The organism is Streptomyces sp. NPDC001027, from assembly GCF_040299045.1.
Lineage (GTDB): Bacteria > Actinomycetota > Actinomycetes > Streptomycetales > Streptomycetaceae > Streptomyces.
Genome location: NZ_JBEPBI010000017.1, coordinates 25,389 through 42,420 on the forward strand (window position 1 = coordinate 25,389; position 17,032 = coordinate 42,420).

The window sequence follows — 17,032 nt, forward strand, 5'->3', positions numbered from 1 at the left end:
CCCGCACGAGGAGAACCACACCCGCATGACCGCCAAGCATCATGGTTATGCCCTGCTGGCGGCGATCGTCGCCCTCGTGGTGGGCGTGTCCGCCGCCATATACGTCAGCGCCGCCTCCGGCGACGGCGCCGGCTCAGGTCGCCGCTCCGCCGGGGACACGGTCGCCGCGGGCCCCGGCCCGGGCAACGCGGCTCCCGTCTCGACCGGCGTGTGGGTGGGGGCCTGGTCCGCCGCACCGGCCGGCGGGGAACCGGGCACCGGGACCGACGGCATGGCCGGCCGCACCGTCCGCAACGTCGTGCACACCGGCGTCGGCGGCACCAGCGCCCGCATCACGCTCTCCAACCTCTACGGCGACGGCCCGCTGACCGTCACCCATGCCACGCTCGCCGTCGCCGCCGCCGACGACAGCGCGGCCGCGGACCCCGCCACCCTGCGCCGGCTCACCTTCGGCGGGTCCGCCTCCGTCGTCGTCCCGGCGGGCGGACAGGCCGTCAGCGACGCCGTCGCCGTCGTCGTCCCGCACGACGCCGACATCCTGGTCAGCACCTACACCCCGACCTCCGCGGGCCCGGTCACCCACCACCCGCGCGCCCGGCAGACCAGCTATGCCGCCGACGGCGAGTCCACCGAGGACGTCACCGGCGCCTCGTTCACCGCGACCAGCGTCTACTGGCGCTACCTGACCGCGCTCGACGTGCTCAGCAACGAGGCCGACGGCACCCTCGTCGCCTTCGGCGACTCCATCACCGACGGCGTCACCTCAACCGCCGGCGAGAACCGCCGCTGGCCCGACGTCCTCGCCGGACGGCTCCGGACGGCGCTCGTCGCGGGCCGCTCCGGCAGCGGCTCCGGCGTTGGCGACACGCCCCGCTACGGCGTCGTCAACGCGGGCATCAGCGGCAACCGGGTCCTCGTCGACGACCCGCTGCGCGGCGCCAGCGGCCTCCACCGGTTCGACCGTGACGTCCTCGACCGGCCGAACGTGAAGGCCGTCGTCATCGACCTCGGCATCAACGACATCCTGCGCGACCGCGACCCCGACGGTCCGCAGGCGATCGTGGCCGGTCTGCGCACCCTCGTCGACCGCGCCCACGCCCGCGGCGTCCGGGTCGTCGGCGCCACCCTCACGCCGTTCCGCGGCCACCGCGGCTACAGCGACGCCCGCGAGCGCGTCCGGCAGCAGGTCAACGCGTCGATCCGCGCGGGCGGCCTGTTCGACGAGGTCGTCGACTTCGACAAGGCGCTGCGCGACCCCTACGACCCGCGCAGTCTGCGCTCCGAGTACGACTCCGGGGACCATCTGCACCCCAGCGACCACGGCTACCGGGCGATGGCGCGCGCCGTCGACCTCGGCGACCTCGCCGGACCGGCCGCCCCCGCACGGCTCTGACGACGCGGGGCGCCGGGCGCCGAGCCGACGCCCGTCGCCCACCACGCGTCCCGCCCATCACGGCCTCCGGTGACGACACCGGTCCGTCCCCTCGCCCGTGCGGTCCCCGCGACTTTCCGGCCACCGCCACGCCTGTTCCGTCATGCCCCGTCACGTCACGTCACGTCGGCTACTCCTCGCGGCGGCGCTCCCGCCGCTCCTCCCGGCGACCGGGCCCCTCGCCGAGGCCGAGTCCCTGCTCGCGGCCGTCGCCGGGGCCGTGGAGGCGTCCTCGCAGCAGGTCCTTGTGGCCCTCCAGCATCCGCCGGTGCGCCTCCTGCACGTCGTCCCGGAAAGCGGCGTGCAGCTCGCGCCTCGCCGCCTTGCGGTCCAGCTTCTCCTGCCGCCGGGCGGCCCGCGTCATCTTGCGCTCCACACCGACCCCGCCCCAGAACGCGAACCCGGTCACCACCACCCGCGGCGCCCCCGGCTCGCCCCGCACACCGCTCTCCCGCTGGTCGAAGCCGCCCATCACGCCGACGCCGCGCACGACGACCTCCACCCCCGGCGGCACCGTGATCTGCACCCCGCCCATGACCGCGAAGCAGTTGATCTCGACCTCCCCGGCCGAGAAGTCCGCCTCGCGCAGGTCGATCTCGCCGCCGCCCCAGAAGGCGACGCACGTGAACCGCCGCGGCACCGTCCAGCGGCCCTTGCGCTGGAAGCCCGACATCACCGCCACCGCCCACGTCGACGACCCCTCGCCGCCCACGATCCGTCCGGCCCAACCCCCGTCCCCGGACGGCTCCTTGTGCAACGACACCACGGGCGGCGCGGCGACCCCCGGTGCCGGCAGGTCACGCGTGATCGGCGCCAACTCCCGGTACGTGCGCGCCGCGTAGGTCTGCTCGAGCCGCTCCTCGAACTCCGTCATGTCCAGCCGGCCCTCGGCGACCGCGTCGCGCAACACCTCGGCGACCCGCTCACGATCGGCGTCGGAGGCACGGAGGTCGAAACGGTCCGGGACTGCGTCGTCGGTCATGCCCGCAGCCTACGAGTTCCCGGCCCCCGGCACTACGGTCTCCCGCTCCCCCGGGGAGCCGCCCTCCCCCTCCCCGTACAGCATCCGGGCGATCACCGCCTCGATGTCCGGCTCGCGCACCGACAGGTCCACCAGCGGGTACTCCGCCGCGATCCGCGCGACCAGCGCCGCCGCCGACCCCGACGCCGCAAACGCCAGCCACTGACGCGGGCCCTCGACGCGCACCACCCGGGCCGCGTCCCCCACCTCGATCGGCGGCGACTCCCGCTCCAGGTCCACCACCAGCGTGCGCTCGCTCTCACCCACCTCGTGCAACCCCGCCAACGCCCCGTCGTACACCAGACGCCCGTGGTCGATGACCATCACCCGCGAGCACAACTGCTCGATGTCCTGCAGATCATGGGTGGTGAGCAGCACCGTCGTACCCCGCTCGGCGTTCAGCTCGCGCAGGAACTCCCGCACCCGCGCCTTCGACACCACGTCCAGACCGATCGTCGGCTCGTCGAGATACAGCACCTCGGGATCGTGCAGCAACGCCGCCGCGATGTCACCGCGCATCCGCTGCCCCAGCGACAGCTGACGCACCGGCGTCTCCAACAGGGCCGACAGGTCCAGCAGTTCCACCAGCCGGTCGAGATTCTCCCGGTAACGCCCGTCCGGGATGCGGTACATACGGTGCATCAGCCGGTACGAGTCGATCAGCGGCAGATCCCACCACAGCGTCGTACGCTGCCCGAACACCACCCCTATCCGGTGCGCCAGCCGCGTCCGCTCCCGCGACGGATCGATCCCCGCCACCCGCAGCCGACCGCCGCTCGGCGTCAGGATGCCGGTCAGCATCTTGATCGTCGTCGACTTCCCCGCGCCGTTCGGCCCGATGTAGCCGACCATCTCCCCCCGCGCCACCGAGAACGACAGCCCGTCGACCGCCCGCACCTGCCGCAGCTCACGCCTCAAAAACCCCGTCCGGCGGCGCACGTCGAAGACCTTCTCGACCCGGTCCACCTCGATGAAAGCGTCCTCGGACACACTCAACTCCCCGTACTCCGATACGACCTGAGACCCACCCGCCACGCCAGCCCCGCCGCCGCGCAGCACACCAGGGCCGCCAGCGGCGAGGCGAACGCCGCCCACCCCGGCAACCCCAGCGGATACGGCCGCCCCAGCACATAGGCCGCCGGCACCCAGTTGACGAACGCCAACGGCAGCACGAACGTCACCGAACGCAGCAACTCCCGACCGAACACCGTCGGCGGATACTGCAGCAGCGTCTGCCCGCCGAACGTGAACGCCGCCTGCACCTCCGCCGCGTCCTGCGCCACGAACTGGAACGACGCACCCGCCACGAACACCGCCGAGAAGATCACCCCGCCGCACACCAGCATCACCGGCACCAGCAGCACCTTCACCGGCGTCCACGCCACGTCCAGCGACGCCAGCGCCCACCCCAGCACCAGAGCGCCCTGCGTGATCCGCGCCACCCTGCGCAACGCGAACCGGTCCGCCGCCACCTGCGCCAACACCGGCGCCGGCCGCACCAGCAGCATGTCCAGCGTCCCGTCACGCACCCGCGTGCCCAGCCGCCCCGCCGAGCCGATCGCCAGATCCGCCGCCCCGAACGACGTCGCCGACAACCCGTACAGCAACGCGATCTCCGGCAACGTGTACCCGCCCAACACATCCACCTGCGAGAACATCAACAAGATCGCGACAAAGTCCAGCCCCGTCACCAGCAGACCGCCCAGCACCGTCATCGCGAACGACACCCGGTACGTCAACGTCGAGCGAATCCACATCCCGGCGATCAGCCGGTACGCCCGCACCCCCTCCGCCAGCCGGCCGACCTCACCCACCCTGCACCACCACCCGTCGCGTCGCCGCGCCCTGCACCAGCCGGCCCACCGCCAGCAACACCACCGCCCACCCCGCCTGGAACGCGAACGCCGACCACACGTCGACGCGCCCCATCAGCACGTCCGCCGGCGTCTGCAGCAACGCCGACCACGGCAGCAGCATCACGACGTCCCCCAGCGGCTGCGGAAACGCGTTCAACGGCAACGCCATCCCCGAACAGAAAACCCCCGTGACCATCAACACCTGCAACGCCCCCGTGCCGTCCAGCAGCCAGAACCCGCTCAACGCCACCAGGAACCGGATCGCGTAACTCACCACCATCGCCAGCACCACCGCCACCAGGAACGCCAGCCACACACCCACCTCGTCCGGCAACGCCGTCGGGAAGAACAACGCCCCGAACACGAACGGGACCACGCCGCGCCCCAGCAGCTGGAACAACGCCCGCCCCAGATCCGTCGCCAGCCACCACGCCTGGAGATCGGCCGGCCGGTACAGGTCGACCGCCACCTCACCCGTGCGGATCCGCTCGATCAGATCCGTCTCGAAGCCGCCGCCCTGGATCGCCAGCGTCGCGAACAACGCCTGCCCAAGCCACACGTAGGTCACCGCCTGCGCCTGGTCGTACCCCCCGAGGTGCGGCCGCTCGTCCCACAACGCCAGATATGTGTAGACGAGGATCAGGCCGAAAACGGTGTTCGTGAACACCCCCGCCGCCGTCGCCACCCGATACGTCGCGTACCTTCGGAAGCCCCCCGCCGCGACGGCCGCGTACAACCGCGCCGATCCCAAGGCAACCCTCCTCCTCGCCCAGTAGTCACCTGGGTGCCCCCTGCGACACCGAAGCGCAGGAGCCTAGTGCGCCGCCCCCGCCGCGTGCCACGCGTTTTCCGGCACAACACGCGCCGATTGTCGGGAACGGAACGCCCGGTGCGAGAGTCTTCAACAGGGGGCGCAGAAGAAATAAACGAGGCGTACGAGGCGTACGGGAACGTACGACGCGAAACAGGAGTCCTGCAACACATGAGCGACGAGCCGCAGCCGCAGCAGCCCACCGAGGGCGCCGCCCCCGGAGAGCCCGAGGCGGGTGACGGAGGGAGCAGCAAGAAGGTGAAGCGACCCAAGCGCACCGGCTGGCGCCGCCTGCTGCCCACCTGGCGGATGGTGCTCAGCGCCTTCGTCCTCGGCGTCCTGCTCCTCGCCGGCCTGTTCTTCCTCGGCTACTCCATGGTCAAGATCCCGCCGGCCAACGCCCTCGCCACCAAGCAGTCCAACGTCTACCTCTACGCCGACGGCACCGAGATCGCCCGTGACGGCAAGGTCAACCGGGAGAACGTCGACCTCGCGCAGATCTCCAAGGACGCCCAGCACGCCGTCCTCGCCGCCGAGGACCGCGACTTCTACACCGAGTCCGCCATCGACCCCAAGGCGATGCTGCGGGCCGGCTGGAACACGGCCACCGGCAAGGGCAAGCAGTCCGGCTCCACGATCACCCAGCAGTACGTGAAGAACTACTACCTCGCGCAGGAACAGACCGCCACGCGCAAGGTGAAGGAGTTCTTCATCGCGATCAAGCTCGACCGCGAGAAGTCCAAGGACGAGATCCTCGAGGGCTACCTCAACACCAGCTACTTCGGCCGCAACGCGTACGGCATCCAGGCCGCCGCCAAGGCCTACTACGGCATCGACGCCCTCAAGCTCAGCCCCGCCCAGGGCGCCTACCTCGCCGCCCTGGTCAACGCGCCCAGCGAATACGACGTCATCGCCCACCCCGAGAACCGCAAGGCCGCCGAGGCCCGTTGGAACTACGTCCTCGACGGCATGGTCACCAAGGGGTGGCTCACCGCGTCCCAGCGCACCGGCATGAAGTTCCCCAGCCCCAAGGAGACCTCCGGCGCCGACAACGGCATGTCCGGACAGCGCGGCTACCTCGTCAACGCCATCAAGGACTACCTGCGCGACAACAAGATCGTCACCCAGGCGGACCTCGACGCCGGCGGCTACCGCATCACCACCACCCTCGACAAGAAGAAGCAGAACGCCTTCGTCGACGCCGTCAACGACCAGTTGCTGAAGAAGCTCGACAAGAAGGACCGCAAGGTCGACACCTACGTCCGCGCGGGCGGAGCCGCCGTCGAGCCGAAGACCGGCAGGATCCTCGCCCTGTACGGCGGCGTCGACTACGTCAAGCAGTACACCAACAACGCCACCCGCCAGGACTTCCAGGTCGGCTCCACCTTCAAGCCGTTCGTCTTCACCTCCGCCGTCCAGAACGACTCCACCACCCAGGACAACCGCCGGATCACGCCCAACACGATCTACGACGGCACCAACAAACGCCCCGTCCAGGGCTGGTCGGGCCCCGTCTACGACCCCGAGAACGAGGACTACGTCAACTACGGCGACATCAACGTGCGCACCGCCACCGACAAGTCCGTCAACTCGGTGTACGCGCAGATGGCCGTCGACGTCGGCCCCGCCAAGGTCAAGCAGACCGCCATCGACCTCGGCCTGCCCACCGACACCCCCGAACTGCAGCCCTACCCCTCCATCGCCCTCGGCACCGCCAACGCGAGCGTCCTGGACATGGCGCAGGCCTACGCCACCCTCGCCAACCACGGCAAGCACGGCATGTACACGATGATCAGCAAGGTCACCAAGGACGGCTCCGACGTCGTCGAACTGCCCGCCTACAAGGCCTCCCAGGTCGTCAGCCGCGAAGCCGCCGACACCACCACCTCGATCCTGCGCAGCGTCGTCCAGAACGGCACCGCCAGGAAGGCCCAGGCCGCCGGCCGCCCCGCCGCCGGCAAGACCGGCACCGCCGAGGAGGACCAGGCCGCCTGGTTCGCCGGCTACACCCCCGACCTCGCCACCGTCGTCGCCGTCATGGGCCAGGACCCGGTCACCGCGCACCACAAGTCCCTCAAGGGCGCCCTCGGCCTGCCCCGCATCAACGGCGGCGACGCCCCCACCCAGATCTGGGCCCAGTTCACCGAGGAAGCCCTCAAGGGCAGCCCCGCCAAGGACTTCGACCTCACCCTCCAGGAAGGCGGCGGCGACTCCGCCGCACCCTCCGACCCGGCCGACGACCCGGACGAGCCCACCGACGAAGGAACCGGCGGCAGCACGCCGAGCGCCGGCACCAAGGGCCAGACGCAGGGCCAGACCCAGGGACAGAGCCAGGGACAGACCGGCGGCGGCAGCACGACCAACGGCAACACCACCGGCGACACCAGCACCGGCGCCACCGGGGGCAACACCGCCGACGGCGGCGCCTCGACCGGCGCCGCGAACGGCGGATCGGCGACCAACGGGACGACCAGCGGCGCCAACTCCGGCACCACCGACGGCGGCACGTCGGCCGGCGCCGCCGACGGGGGCGGGGGCGGCGACGCCGGCAACTCGGCCGGCACGACCGTCGGCCCCCAGCTCACGCCCACCCGCCGGGAATGACCACCGGTCGCCTCCATGACCGCCGACGGCGTCAATGACCGCCGGTCGCCTTGAGCCCCACCACCGCGACCAGCAGCAGACACACGAAAAAGATCCGGGCGGCGGTCACCGGCTCCCCCAGCACCGCCATCCCCACCGCCGCCGCACCGGCCGCACCGATCCCCACCCACACGCCGTAGGCCGTGCCGATGGGGAGCGAGCGCGCCGCATACGACAGCAACAGCATGCTGGCGACGATCCCCGCACCGGTGAAGAGACTGGGCACGAGCCGCGTGAACCCGTCCGTGTACTTCATCCCCACCGACCAGCCCACCTCGAGCAGACCGGCCACGACCAACAGAACCCACGCCACGAGACACCTCCGACAGACACGGACGACAGAACGCCGATGCGTCGTCTTTGCCTGCATCCCGGTACGGCGCGTCTCGTCGGGCTCCTTCGAAGATAGCAAAGCCACAGCAAAAAGGGCTGGTGACGACGGTCACCAGCCCTTTCGGCCATGCAATCAGAGGACGATCAGAGGTACAGCCCCGTGGAGTCCTCCGAGCCCTCGAACCGGTCAGCGGCCACGGCGTGCAGATCGCGCTCCCGCATCAGCACATACGCCACGCCCCGCACCTCCACCTCCGCACGGTCCTCCGGGTCGTACAGCACACGGTCGCCCGGCTCCACCGTCCGCACGTTCTGCCCCACCGCGACCACCTGCGCCCACGCCAGCCGGCGACCGACGGCCGCGGTGGCGGGAATCAGGATCCCGCCGCCCGAACGCCGCTCGCCCTCACCGGTCTCCTGCCGCACCAGCACACGGTCGTGCAGCATCCGGATGGGCAGCTTGTCGTGCTGCGGATCGAGGTCGTCTCTCTTGGCGCTCACAGCACTGAACCTACCTGCCCACGAGGCATCCGTGAGCGAGCGGGGTGCACCGACGCACGCGTCGGCCCGGCCGCCGTCCGCGGCCGTCACGGTCGCGCCCCGGGCGGATCAGCCCCTGCGGCGGCGCGGACCGAAGGCCAGCAGGCCCACGACCCCGACGACCAGCAGCGCCACCGGCACCACCCGCTCCAGGCGCGGCGCGCCCTCCTCGTCCACGAACTGCACCTTCACCTCGCTCACCACCCGGTTGACCTGCACGTAGGCCCGGCCCAGGGTGTGATCGACGTTGGCGACGACCCTGGCCTTGGCGTCCCCGAGGATGGTCTTCGGGTGCACCCGCACCCCGATCTCGTCCAGCGTCTCCGCCAGCGCCTCGCGGCGGGCCCTGATGTCCGCCTCGATCTGCGCCGGGGTTCTGGTGTCCGACGTCTCCGCCACGGTCAGTCCTCCGAAGTCGGCTGGGTCCTGTTCCGGACAGTCTGTCAGCTTCACCCTCGTCCGCACCGCCGGGACCCCCGGTTACGCTGGACCGATGAGCGAGCGACTGCAGCCCGGGGACGTGGCCCCCGCCTTCACCCTCTCCGACGCCGACGGCAACCAGGTGTCCCTGTCGGACCACAAGGGCCGCAAGGTCATCGTCTACTTCTACCCGGCCGCCCTGACCCCCGGCTGCACGAAGCAGGCCTGCGACTTCACCGACAACCTCGACCTCCTGGCCGCCGCGGGCTACGACGTCCTCGGCATCTCCCCGGACAGCCCCGAGAAGCTGGGCAAGTTCCGCGAGAAGGAGTCCCTGAAGGTCACCCTCCTGGCCGACCCCGAGAAGACCGCCCTCGACGCGTACGGCGCGTTCGGCGAGAAGAAGAACTACGGCAAGACGTACATGGGCGTCATCCGCTCCACGATCGTGGTCGACGAGGAGGGCAAGGTCGAACACGCCCTCTACAACGTCCGCGCCACCGGCCACGTCGCCAAGATCATCAAAGACCTGGGCGTCTGAGATCCCCATCCCGCGATCAAGCGGCCCGCGTCGGACACCCCGCCGCGGGCCGCTTCACGTTCCCGCGCGTGACTGTCCGATAACCGGTTCGTTACTCCGTACGAGACCACGAACGGGTGGTCGGGAAGACGGAGGGGATTCGGATGGGCGCGAGGTACACCCTTGAGTTGCTACACGAGGCAGCTCGTGCAACCACGAACTGGGACGACGCAGTGCGGTGGTGTGGAGGGACGCCGACAGCGGGCAGCAGACGCTATCTGCGCCAGAAGATGGCGGACGCCGGTGTAGACGCCTCGCACTTTCCCACGGGCTGGGCACGTCACAGCGAAGCGCGGCTTCGCGAGGTCGTGGCCGCATCGAGCAGCGTCAAGGAAGTGATCCGCCGTCTGGGTATCAGCCCGGTGGGCGGCAACCACAGCCACATCAGCCGCCGTATCAAGACGCTGGGCATCGACACGTCCCACTTCACGGTTCGGCGAGGGGGGCCGAAGGGTTCGCGAGGCAATCCCCTGACCCTGGGGTCTCCAGAGACCGGGAGAATTCCTGGCAGCCGCCTACGGCACCGGCTGCTGCACATCGGAGTCCAGGAAGTGTGCACGATGTGCGGGACGGGCCCCGAGTGGAACGGCCGACCCCTCCGTCTGGAGGTCGACCACGTCAACGGCGACTGGTGGGACAACCGGCCAGAGAACCTGCAACTGCTCTGCCCCAACTGTCATGCGGTAACGGACACATACCGAGGACGCAAAAAGAGGGCGGCAGCGTGAGCAAGCCGAGGTTCACGCGCGTCGTCCTGACTCGGGCCGCCGCCAAGGCCACGAGCATGGTCGATCTCATGCGCGAGCTGGGCGTACCTATGGGCAGCGGCCCCCACCGCTACCTGAACCAACGGCTCCAGCACTACGGCATCGACGTATCCCACTTCCGCGAGGAATCCCTGCCGGAACGTGAGCGGCGCAGCTACCCGGAGGAACTGCTCCGGGAAGCTGCCGCCCATGCACACAGCATCCACGAGATGCTGGAGTACATGGGCTTCCCTCCGAGCGACAGCCCGTACGGCTACATCAGAAAGCAGCTGGACCGATTCGGGATCGACACCTCGCACTTCCTTGGCGGCCGAAGGTACGGCTCCGGAGCCCCTCCTCGCGATGAACTGGCGCCTGCGGTCGAAGCGGCGACAAGTCTGGCTGGAGTTCTGGCCGCCCTGGGCCAGAGCGACACCGGTGCAGCCCGGGCGCGCGTGAAGCGCGGCATCGAGGAGTACGGGTTGTCGGCCGCCCACTTCACAGGGCAGGGCCACTTCCGGGGCACCCGTTCCCCGCATCGCAAACCTTCAGCCGAGATTCTGGTGCTTCTTATGCCGGGAAGCCCTCGCACCAAAACACTCTTGCTCAGGCGGGCCCTTGACGACCTCGGCGTGCCGCATGTCTGCGATGAATGCGGAATCGGAGACACCTGGCAGGGCCGACGGCTCGTGCTGGAGATCGATCACGTCAATGGCGATCGCCTGGACAACAGGCGAAAGAATCTGCGGTATCTGTGCCCTTCATGCCACAGTCAGACCCGCAGCTTCGCGAACCGACGTCGGTAAGACGTCGCTGCCTGGACGGCGAGCCCGGCACAGTACAGTAAGCGTCCTGGGCCCGTACCCCAGCTGGCCAGAGGGCGCCGGTTTAGGTCCGGTGTGTCGTGGGTTCGAGTCCCACCGGGCCCACAGGTAGATCGAGCCCCGCACCTTCGCTTCAAAGGTGCGGGGCCTTTCTGTCGGCTCAGCCCAGCAGCTCCCGGACCGCCGGTACCAGCTCCCGGAAGGCCTTGCCTCGGTGGCTGATCGCGTTCTTCTCCGCCGCAGTCAGTTCCGCGCAGGTGCGCGTCTCGCCGTCGGGCTGGAGGATCGGGTCGTAGCCGAAGCCGTTCACGCCCTCGGGCGCGAAGCGCAGGACGCCCGTCAGCCGGCCTTCGACGACGCGTTCCGTGCCGTCCGGGAGGGCCAGCGCCGCGGCGCAGGCGAAGTGGGCGCCGCGGTGTTCGTCGGCGATGTCCGACAGCTGGGCGAGGAGGAGGTCGAGGTTGGCCTTGTCGTCGCCGTGGCGGCCCGACCAGCGGGCCGAGAAGATGCCGGGGGCGCCGTTGAGGACGTCCACGCAGAGGCCGGAGTCGTCGGCGACGGCCGGGTGGCCGGTGGCCCGGGCGAGGGCGTGGGCTTTCAGCAGCGCGTTCTCGGCGAAGGTGACGCCGGTTTCCCTGACGTCGGGGATGTCGGGGTAGGCGTCCGCGCCGACGAGGTCGTGGGGCAGGCCTGCGTCGGCGAGGATCGACCTGAGTTCGGTGATCTTTCCGGCGTTGCGGGTGGCGAGGATCAGGCGGGTCATGCGCCCAGTATCCCGGCCGCCCGCTCCGGCGCCGCGGTCGCTAAGGGGTGCAGACCTTGGTCAGTTCGCCGGCCGCGTCGGTGACGGGGCTGACGTCGGGGGTGTTGTCGCCGTTCTTGACGGCGGTGCGGACGTTCGCGACGGCCTTGCGGAGGTGGTCGACCGCCTTGTCGACGTCGGCGTTGTCCGTCTTGTCGCCTATGTTGTCGAGGTTGTTCTCGATGGAGGTCAGCGACTCCTGCGTCTGGGTCGGGTCGTTCGCGGCGTTCTCCACGGCCTGCTGGAGGTCGGTGACGCTGTCGGCGATCGAGTCCGCGGTCTGGACGCAGTCGAGGGCCTTGTTGACGGCGTCGCAGCCGGTGGCCGTCAGTCCCAGGGTGAGGGCGACGGCCGCCGTGGCGGCGGCGATGACGGTTCGGCGACGCCGGAGCGGGCGTCGACTCGCGGCCGTGGACATAACTGTGTTCCTCCCCTTGTCAGGCCCAGGAGGCCCCCGTCGGTGTACTGGCCTAGACGCGACGGCGGGCGGACCGGTTGCCCGCGCCCGCCGCCGTTCTTGGTGTGCTCTTTACTTTTCGAGGACGGCGTCAAGTGCCGTGCGCTGGAGTGCGGTCAGTTCTGCGCAGCCGGAAACGGCGAGGTCCAGAAGGGAGTTGAGTTCGTCGCGGGCGAACGGCTCGGCCTCGGCGGTGCCTTGGACCTCGACGAAGCGGCCGTCGCCGGTGCAGACGACGTTCATGTCGGTCTCGGCGCGGACGTCCTCCTCGTAGCGGAGGTCGAGGAGCGGGACGCCGGCGACGATGCCGACGGAGACGGCGGACACGGTGCCGGTGAGGGGCTGACGGCCGGCCTTGATCAGCTTCTTGCCCTGGGCCCAGGACACGGCGTCGGCGAGGGCGACGTACGCGCCGGTGATGGCGGCGGTGCGGGTGCCTCCGTCGGCCTGGAGGACGTCGCAGTCGAGGACGATGGTGTTCTCGCCGAGGGCCTTGTAGTCGATGACGGCGCGCAGGGAGCGGCCGATGAGGCGGGAGATCTCGTGGGTGCGGCCGCCGATCTTGCCGCGGACGGATTCGCGGTCGCCGCGGGTGTTGGTGGCGCGGGGGAGCATGGAGTATTCGGCGGTGACCCAGCCTTCGCCGCTGCCTTTGCGCCAGCGGGGGACGCCTTCGGTGACGGAGGCGGTGCAGAAGACCTTGGTGTCGCCGAAGGAGACGAGGACGGAGCCTTCGGCGTGCTTGCTCCAGCCGCGTTCGATGGTGACGGGGCGGAGCTGTTCGGGGGTGCGGCCGTCGATGCGAGACATGTCGCTGAGCCTAGTGGTAGCGGGGTGGGGCTCCGCCCGTGGTGGGTGGAGCCCCACCGGTCCAAGCGCGGAGCGCCCGTACCGCGGTAGCGATCGCCAAGGTATACGAACGCGTGTACGCACGATCACCGGTCAGGGAGCCGCTGGGGAATCGGGGGCTCTTGTGCGGCTGTCGTACGTATGGTCTTTCGGAGGGTTCGGGACGGCACGGTGTCCCGGCCGGCGACCGTGAGGGGGCGGGATGGCGCAGGCGGGGGCGGCTGTGGAGGCTGGGCGTGCCCGCTACACCTACCGGCCGCGCGTGTCGTGCGCTGCCGGCGCCGCTCTGGCGGCGGAGTGGGGCCGCTGCCGCTGGGTGTGGAACGAATGCGCTGCCAAGTCCATCCCGCGCACACCACGATGGACTGCGCGCACTGCTCGTCCGGGCTGGTCTCAACCCGGCTGGCGCCGATGGCGCAAGACCTCCTGGAGCACTGCTCCAGGAGGCGGCCTGAGCCAGGAATCCCCTTCCCTCAAGGGAGGGGAGGATTCACATCAGGTCTTCGATCTCCGCTGCGATGGGGTCGGCGTCAGTGCCGATGACGACCTGGATGGCGGTGCCCATCTTGACGACGCCGTGGGCGCCGGCGGCCTTCAGGGCGGCCTCGTCGACGAGTGAGGCGTCCTTGACCTCGGTGCGCAGGCGGGTGATGCAGCCTTCGATCTCTTCGATGTTGTCGATTCCGCCGAGTCCGGCGACGATCTTCTCAGCCTTGGTGGCCATGTTCGGTCTCCCTGAATTCCCTGGTGCCGGCCGTGATTGCGGGTCGGACCGCTGGTGGCAGTAACCCACAGTCGGCCCAGCTTCGCGAGCGAGTGGGGCGTGTGTGCCGAAGGATGGCGTCACAGTATCCCCAGTCGTCCGTAGCTGGTCTACACCACCTGACAGGCGGTCGCCAAACGATGAGTGCCGAGAGCGCCCGGTCCGAGGTCAGTCCCGCGCGAAGGCGCTGGCACAACGCGTTCCAGGGTCTGCAGAAGATGGGCCGGAGTCTGCAGTTGCCGATCGCGGTGCTGCCGGCCGCGGGCATCCTGAACCGACTTGGTCAGCCTGATGTGTTCGGCGACGACGGGCTGGGCTGGACGGACGTGGCGAAGGTGATGGCGGGTGCGGGAGCGGCGCTGCTCGACAGCTCCCTCGGGCTTCCGCTGTTGTTCTGCATCGGTGTCGCCATCGGCATGGCGAGGAAGTCGGACGGGTCGACGGCGCTGGCCGCGGTGGCGGGGTTCCTCGTCTACTACAACGTGTTGCGGCAGTTCCCGGAGGACTGTCCGCCGGGCTCGAAGGTGATTCCGAACATCGGGTGCCAGGCGACGGACAACACGGTGGGGGCGTTCGCGTACCAGAATCCGGGGGTGTTCGGCGGGATCGTGATGGGTCTGCTGACGGCGTTCTTCTGGCAGCGGTACCACCGGACGAAGCTGGTGGACTGGCTGGGGTTCTTCAACGGGCGGCGACTGGTGCCGATCGTCATGGCGTTCGTCGCGATCGCGTTCGCCGCGTTGTGTCTGTGGGTGTGGCCGCCGATCGGCGACGCCCTGGAGAACTTCAGCGACTGGCTGGACGGGCTGGACGTGTGGGGTGCCGGCATCTTCGGGGTCGCGAACCGTGCGTTGCTGGTGATCGGGCTGCACCAGTTCCTGAACGTGCCCATCTGGTTCCAGTTCGGGAGCTTCACCAAGCCGGACGGGACGGTGGTGCACGGTGACATCAACATGTTCCTGGCGGGCGATCCGGACGCGGGGCAGTTCACCTCGGGGTTCTTCCCGATCATGATGTTCGCGCTGCCGGCTGCGGCGCTGGCGATCACGCACTGTGCGCGGCCGGAGCGGCGCAAGGAGGTCGGGGGCCTGATGCTGTCGGTGGCGTTGACGTCGTTCGTGACGGGCATCACCGAGCCGATCGAGTACTCGTTCCTGTTCGTCGCGCCGCTGCTGTACGCGGTGCATGCGGTGCTGACGGGTGTGTCGATGGCGGTGACGTGGGGGTTGGGGGTGCATGACGGGTTCAGCTTCTCGGCGGGGTTGATCGACTACGTCATCAACTGGAACCTGGCGACGCGGCCGTGGGCGATGGTCCCGATCGGTCTGTGCTTCGCGGGCCTCTATTACGTGATCTTCCGGTTCGCGATCATGCGGTTCGATCTGAAGACGCCGGGGCGGGAGCCGGAGGAGGAGCGGGAGGACGTCACGAAGGCGTGAGGGGAGGCCTGCGGGCCGGTTGCGGCGCTGGGCGATGGGCCCCTGGGACTCGGTTCCGGGGGCCCTTCGGCGTGCGCGGCGCATGTCGGGCGAACGGCTGAGATCGGGCACGGGGCGTAGTTCGTCGGTTGCAGGTTTGACGGGTTCCTTATATCGCCTTCACCGTGCTACAACATGGTCTACACCACTGAGTGGTGTAGACCATCACCGATGGAGGAAGTCTATGAGCACCGCCACCGCGCCCACGGCGGCCCCCACGAAGAAGTGGGGATCCGGCCTGTTGCAGGGCCTGCAGAAGGTCGGCCGAAGCCTTCAGCTCCCGATCGCCGTGCTGCCGGCGGCGGGTCTGCTGCTGCGGTTCGGCCAGCAGGACATCCAGGACAAGCTGAACCTGCCCGACAAGGTCACCGCGGTGTTCGCGACGGCCGGCGGCGCGATCTTCGACAATCTGCCCATGCTGTTCTGCATAGGCGTCGCGATCGGCTTCGCCAAGAAGGCGGACGGCTCGACCGCGCTCGCCGCGCTGGTCGGTTTCCTGGTCTACAGCAATGTCCTGAAGGCGTTCCCGGTCACCGAGGCCAAGGTCCAGGCCGGCGCGGACGTCGCCGCGACGTACAACAACCCCGGCGTCCTCGGCGGCATCGTGATGGGTCTGCTGGGCGCCGTGATCTGGCAGCGCTTCCACCGCACGAGGCTGGTGGACTGGCTGGGCTTCTTCAACGGCCGCCGTCTGGTGCCGATCATCATGGCGTTCGTCGGCACCCTCATGGGCGTCTTCTTCGGGCTGGTCTGGGAGCCCATCGGCGAGGGCATCTCCAACTTCGGCGAGTGGATCACCGGTCTCGGCGCGTTCGGCGCGGGTCTGTTCGGTCTGATCAACCGCGCGCTGATCCCGGTCGGCATGCACCAGTTCGTCAACTCCGTCGCCTGGTTCCAGATCGGCGACTTCAAGGACTCCGCCGGCGCCGTCGTGCACGGCGACCTCACCCGCTTCTTCGCCGGCGACCCGACCGCCGGTCAGTTCATGGCGGGCTTCTTCCCGATCATGATGTTCGGTCTGCCGGCCGCCGCCCTGGCCATCGCGCACACCGCTCGTCCCGAGCGCCGCAAGGCCGTGTTGGGCATGATGATCTCCCTGGCCCTGACCTCCTTCGTCACCGGTGTCACGGAGCCCATCGAGTTCTCGTTCATGTTCATCGCCCCGCTGCTGTACGCGATCCACGCCCTGCTGACGGCCCTGTCCATGGCCATCACCTGGGCCCTCGGCGTCCACGCGGGCTTCACGTTCTCCGCGGGCTTCATCGACTACGCGCTGAACTGGAACCTGGCCACCAAGCCCTGGATGATCATCCCGATCGGACTGGTCTTCGGCGCGATCTACTACGTCGTCTTCCGCTTCGCGATCACCAAGTTCAACCTCCCCACCCCGGGCCGGGAGCCCGAGGAGGAGGTCGAGGACCTCACGAAGGCGTAGGCGACGCCCTCGCCCCCGCGCCCTCCCCCGCGCGACACGCGC

General features: G+C 69.6%; 18 protein-coding genes, 1 tRNA gene, 1 pseudogene and 1 riboswitch. Of the genes and pseudogenes, 9 read left to right on the plus strand and 11 right to left on the minus strand.

Going from position 1 to position 17,032, the window contains the following annotated elements; translation table 11 throughout:
- Nucleotides 1–25 precede the first annotated feature (25 nt).
- Nucleotides 26–1,393 carry an SGNH/GDSL hydrolase family protein gene (locus tag ABT300_RS08190; RefSeq protein WP_351673372.1) on the plus strand — a complete coding sequence of 456 codons (1,368 nt, stop codon included), beginning with the start codon at nucleotides 26–28 and terminating at the stop codon, nucleotides 1,391–1,393.
- 169 nt (nucleotides 1,394–1,562) lie between these two features.
- On the opposite strand, the gene ABT300_RS08195 is transcribed toward ABT300_RS08190, so the two are convergent.
- Genes ABT300_RS08195 through ABT300_RS08210 form a run of 4 tightly spaced genes read right to left on the minus strand, consistent with a single transcriptional unit; the run spans nucleotide 1,563 to nucleotide 4,994 of the window.
- Nucleotides 1,563–2,414, minus strand: coding sequence for a DUF1707 SHOCT-like domain-containing protein (locus tag ABT300_RS08195; RefSeq protein WP_351673289.1), 852 nt, complete (start codon nucleotides 2,412–2,414; stop codon nucleotides 1,563–1,565).
- Between the two features lie 9 nt (nucleotides 2,415–2,423).
- The gene (locus ABT300_RS08200) at nucleotides 2,424–3,449 is read right to left on the minus strand and encodes an ABC transporter ATP-binding protein (RefSeq protein WP_351673291.1); all 1,026 of its coding nucleotides are present in this window, start codon (nucleotides 3,447–3,449) and stop codon (nucleotides 2,424–2,426) included.
- Nucleotides 3,446–4,210, minus strand: coding sequence for an ABC transporter permease (locus tag ABT300_RS08205; protein ID WP_452987873.1), 765 nt, complete (start codon nucleotides 4,208–4,210; stop codon nucleotides 3,446–3,448). Before ABT300_RS08205 ends, ABT300_RS08200 begins: the two co-directional genes overlap by 4 nt.
- Nucleotides 4,211–4,259: 49 nt before the next feature.
- Nucleotides 4,260–4,994, minus strand: coding sequence for an ABC transporter permease (locus tag ABT300_RS08210; protein ID WP_351673374.1), 735 nt, complete (start codon nucleotides 4,992–4,994; stop codon nucleotides 4,260–4,262).
- Between the two features lie 297 nt (nucleotides 4,995–5,291).
- On the opposite strand from ABT300_RS08210, the gene ABT300_RS08215 reads away from it, so the two are divergent.
- Nucleotides 5,292–7,724, plus strand: coding sequence for a transglycosylase domain-containing protein (locus tag ABT300_RS08215; protein ID WP_351673295.1), 2,433 nt, complete (start codon nucleotides 5,292–5,294; stop codon nucleotides 7,722–7,724).
- Nucleotides 7,725–7,755: 31 nt separating this feature from the next.
- On the opposite strand, the gene ABT300_RS08220 is transcribed toward ABT300_RS08215, so the two are convergent.
- The 3 genes from ABT300_RS08220 to ABT300_RS08230 form a co-directional block, all read right to left on the minus strand.
- Nucleotides 7,756–8,076 (minus strand): DMT family transporter, encoded by a 321-nt coding sequence (locus ABT300_RS08220; RefSeq protein ID WP_351673297.1) that lies wholly within the window; start codon nucleotides 8,074–8,076, stop codon nucleotides 7,756–7,758.
- 35 nt (nucleotides 8,077–8,111) lie between these two features.
- A riboswitch (guanidine-III (ykkC-III) riboswitch) is annotated at nucleotides 8,112–8,182 on the minus strand.
- Nucleotides 8,183–8,240: 58 nt separating this feature from the next.
- On the minus strand, nucleotides 8,241–8,543 hold the full coding sequence (locus ABT300_RS08225; protein WP_393345432.1) for a GroES family chaperonin: 303 nt from the start codon (nucleotides 8,541–8,543) through the stop codon (nucleotides 8,241–8,243).
- Nucleotides 8,544–8,705: 162 nt separating this feature from the next.
- Entirely contained in the window at nucleotides 8,706–9,035 is a 330-nt protein-coding gene (locus ABT300_RS08230; protein WP_351673301.1) for a DUF3618 domain-containing protein, read from the minus strand.
- A gap of 94 nt (nucleotides 9,036–9,129) precedes the next feature.
- Between ABT300_RS08230 and bcp the strand changes: the two genes are divergently transcribed.
- The 4 genes from bcp to ABT300_RS08250 all read left to right on the plus strand — a co-directional run bounded on the left by bcp (nucleotide 9,130) and on the right by ABT300_RS08250 (nucleotide 11,311).
- Nucleotides 9,130–9,597, plus strand: a complete 468-nt coding sequence (gene bcp / locus ABT300_RS08235) for a thioredoxin-dependent thiol peroxidase (protein WP_351673303.1) — start codon at nucleotides 9,130–9,132, stop codon at nucleotides 9,595–9,597.
- A gap of 599 nt (nucleotides 9,598–10,196) precedes the next feature.
- Nucleotides 10,197–10,364 carry an HNH endonuclease gene (locus ABT300_RS08240; RefSeq protein ID WP_351673376.1) on the plus strand — a complete coding sequence of 56 codons (168 nt, stop codon included), beginning with the start codon at nucleotides 10,197–10,199 and terminating at the stop codon, nucleotides 10,362–10,364.
- A gap of 56 nt (nucleotides 10,365–10,420) precedes the next feature.
- The gene (locus ABT300_RS08245; protein ID WP_351673378.1) at nucleotides 10,421–11,188 is read left to right on the plus strand and encodes an HNH endonuclease signature motif containing protein; all 768 of its coding nucleotides are present in this window, start codon (nucleotides 10,421–10,423) and stop codon (nucleotides 11,186–11,188) included.
- Nucleotides 11,189–11,236: 48 nt separating this feature from the next.
- Nucleotides 11,237–11,311, plus strand: a tRNA-Leu gene (locus ABT300_RS08250).
- A gap of 55 nt (nucleotides 11,312–11,366) precedes the next feature.
- On the opposite strand, the gene rdgB is transcribed toward ABT300_RS08250, so the two are convergent.
- The 3 genes from rdgB to rph form a co-directional block, all read right to left on the minus strand.
- On the minus strand, nucleotides 11,367–11,969 hold the full coding sequence (rdgB, locus tag ABT300_RS08255; RefSeq protein ID WP_351673305.1) for an RdgB/HAM1 family non-canonical purine NTP pyrophosphatase: 603 nt from the start codon (nucleotides 11,967–11,969) through the stop codon (nucleotides 11,367–11,369).
- A 40-nt stretch (nucleotides 11,970–12,009) separates the two neighbouring features.
- Nucleotides 12,010–12,426 carry a hypothetical protein gene (locus ABT300_RS08260; protein WP_351673307.1) on the minus strand — a complete coding sequence of 139 codons (417 nt, stop codon included), beginning with the start codon at nucleotides 12,424–12,426 and terminating at the stop codon, nucleotides 12,010–12,012.
- 111 nt (nucleotides 12,427–12,537) lie between these two features.
- Nucleotides 12,538–13,275, minus strand: a complete 738-nt coding sequence (gene rph / locus ABT300_RS08265; RefSeq protein WP_351673309.1) for a ribonuclease PH — start codon at nucleotides 13,273–13,275, stop codon at nucleotides 12,538–12,540.
- A 241-nt stretch (nucleotides 13,276–13,516) separates the two neighbouring features.
- Here rph and ABT300_RS08270 point away from each other — a divergent pair.
- Nucleotides 13,517–13,657, plus strand: a pseudogene (locus ABT300_RS08270) (RNA-guided endonuclease TnpB family protein); the annotation flags it as partial.
- A 147-nt stretch (nucleotides 13,658–13,804) separates the two neighbouring features.
- On the opposite strand, the gene ABT300_RS08275 reads toward ABT300_RS08270, so the two are convergent.
- Nucleotides 13,805–14,038: a PTS sugar transporter subunit IIB gene (locus ABT300_RS08275; RefSeq protein WP_351673311.1), complete on the minus strand. Its 234-nt coding sequence runs from the start codon at nucleotides 14,036–14,038 to the stop codon at nucleotides 13,805–13,807.
- A gap of 179 nt (nucleotides 14,039–14,217) precedes the next feature.
- Between ABT300_RS08275 and ABT300_RS08280 the strand changes: the two genes are divergently transcribed.
- Both ABT300_RS08280 and ABT300_RS08285 read left to right on the plus strand, forming a co-directional pair.
- Nucleotides 14,218–15,516 (plus strand): PTS transporter subunit EIIC, encoded by a 1,299-nt coding sequence (locus ABT300_RS08280; protein ID WP_351673380.1) that lies wholly within the window; start codon nucleotides 14,218–14,220, stop codon nucleotides 15,514–15,516.
- A 223-nt stretch (nucleotides 15,517–15,739) separates the two neighbouring features.
- On the plus strand, nucleotides 15,740–16,990 hold the full coding sequence (locus tag ABT300_RS08285) for a PTS transporter subunit EIIC (RefSeq protein WP_351673313.1): 1,251 nt from the start codon (nucleotides 15,740–15,742) through the stop codon (nucleotides 16,988–16,990).
- Nucleotides 16,991–17,032: the final 42 nt, after the last annotated feature.

Bases quoted from the DNA above. Each gene is read 5' to 3' on its own strand.
- ABT300_RS08260 (WP_351673307.1), bottom strand. From the start codon at position 12,426: ATGTCCACGGCCGCGAGTCGACGCCCGCTCCGGCGTCGCCGAACCGTC.
- ABT300_RS08215 (WP_351673295.1), top strand. From the start codon at position 5,292: ATGAGCGACGAGCCGCAGCCGCAGCAGCCCACCGAGGGCGCCGCCCCC.
- rdgB (WP_351673305.1), bottom strand. From the start codon at position 11,969: ATGACCCGCCTGATCCTCGCCACCCGCAACGCCGGAAAGATCACCGAA.
- ABT300_RS08190 (WP_351673372.1), top strand. From the start codon at position 26: ATGACCGCCAAGCATCATGGTTATGCCCTGCTGGCGGCGATCGTCGCC.
- ABT300_RS08225 (WP_393345432.1), bottom strand. From the start codon at position 8,543: ATGCTGCACGACCGTGTGCTGGTGCGGCAGGAGACCGGTGAGGGCGAG.
- ABT300_RS08285 (WP_351673313.1), top strand. From the start codon at position 15,740: ATGAGCACCGCCACCGCGCCCACGGCGGCCCCCACGAAGAAGTGGGGA.
- ABT300_RS08280 (WP_351673380.1), top strand. From the start codon at position 14,218: ATGAGTGCCGAGAGCGCCCGGTCCGAGGTCAGTCCCGCGCGAAGGCGC.
- rph (WP_351673309.1), bottom strand. From the start codon at position 13,275: ATGTCTCGCATCGACGGCCGCACCCCCGAACAGCTCCGCCCCGTCACC.
- ABT300_RS08245 (WP_351673378.1), top strand. From the start codon at position 10,421: ATGGTCGATCTCATGCGCGAGCTGGGCGTACCTATGGGCAGCGGCCCC.
- ABT300_RS08275 (WP_351673311.1), bottom strand. From the start codon at position 14,038: ATGGCCACCAAGGCTGAGAAGATCGTCGCCGGACTCGGCGGAATCGAC.
- bcp (WP_351673303.1), top strand. From the start codon at position 9,130: ATGAGCGAGCGACTGCAGCCCGGGGACGTGGCCCCCGCCTTCACCCTC.
- ABT300_RS08195 (WP_351673289.1), bottom strand. From the start codon at position 2,414: ATGACCGACGACGCAGTCCCGGACCGTTTCGACCTCCGTGCCTCCGAC.
- ABT300_RS08240 (WP_351673376.1), top strand. From the start codon at position 10,197: ATGTGCGGGACGGGCCCCGAGTGGAACGGCCGACCCCTCCGTCTGGAG.
- ABT300_RS08205 (WP_452987873.1), bottom strand. From the start codon at position 4,210: ATGTGGATTCGCTCGACGTTGACGTACCGGGTGTCGTTCGCGATGACG.